The organism is Neisseria sp. P0021.S007, assembly GCF_051956855.1.
In genome coordinates, this window is sequence record NZ_JBQCXA010000130.1 from 1 (window position 1) to 1,103 (window position 1,103).

A 1,103-nucleotide genomic window follows, 5' to 3' on the forward strand; every position below is an offset into this window, starting at 1 on the left:
GGATAGACATTTATCACGATTATCCGAAAGGCTGGCAGCGTCCTGCCCTGAAATCGGAAAAGGCAGCCAACCGCGAAATCGGTTTGCAGTGGAAGGGCGATTTCGGCTTTTTGGAAATCAGCAGCTTCCGCAACCGTTATACCGATATGATTGCCGTTGCCGATCAAAAAACCAAATTGCCGAATCAGGCAGGACAATTGACAGAGATTGATATACGCGATTATTACAATGCCCAAAATATGTCGCTCCAAGGCATCAACATCTTGGGAAAAATCGACTGGAACGGTGTGTATCACAAACTGCCCGAAGGTTTGTACACGACTTTGGCGTACAACCGTATCAAACCGAAATCGGTATCCAACCGGCCGGGACTGTCCCTCCGCAGCTATGCTTTGGATGCGGTACAGCCGTCGCGTTATGTTTTGGGGTTCGGATACGACCAGCCCGAGGGGAAATGGGGCGCAAACATTATGCTGACCTATTCCAAAGGGAAAAACCCTGATGAACTTGCTTATCTGGCAGGCGATCAAAAACGATATTCGGCAAAAAGAGCGTCGTCTGCTTGGTCGACGGCAGATGTTTCCGCCTATCTTAATCTGAAAAAACGGCTGACCTTGAGGGCGGCTATCTACAATATCGGCAACTACCGCTACGTTACTTGGGAATCCTTGCGCCAGACTGCGGAAAGCACGGCAAACCGGCACGGCGGCGACAGTAACTATGGAAGGTATGCCGCACCGGGCAGGAACTTCAGCCTCGCGCTTGAAATGAAGTTTTAAAGGAAATACCGTCTGAAAGCTTGATCTGCACCCCAAAAGTCGGACTAAACCGCCAACTGATTAAGGTGCAGGTTTTTTTTGAGGTTTAGGGTAACTTCTAAACCGTCATTCCGGGAATCTGGACATTCAATGCTAAGGCAGTTTGAGACCTTTACAAAATCCCCCAAAATCCCCTAAATTACCACCAAGACATTTAGGAGATTTTTCATGAGTACCTTCTTCCGGCAAACCGCACAAGCCATGATTGCCAAACACATCGACCGTTTCCCGCTATTGAAGTTGGATCAAGTGATTGACTGGCAACCGATCGAACAGTACCTGAAC

2 pseudogenes are annotated in these 1,103 nt (G+C 48.5%); both read left to right on the forward strand.

From position 1 onward, the window contains the following. Nucleotides 1-779: pseudogene (gene lbpA / locus ACTHUR_RS11675) on the forward strand (lactoferrin/transferrin-binding protein LbpA); the annotation flags it as partial. 207 nt (nucleotides 780-986) lie between these two features. Then, a pseudogene (locus ACTHUR_RS11680) lies at nucleotides 987-1,103 on the forward strand (IS5/IS1182 family transposase); the annotation flags it as partial.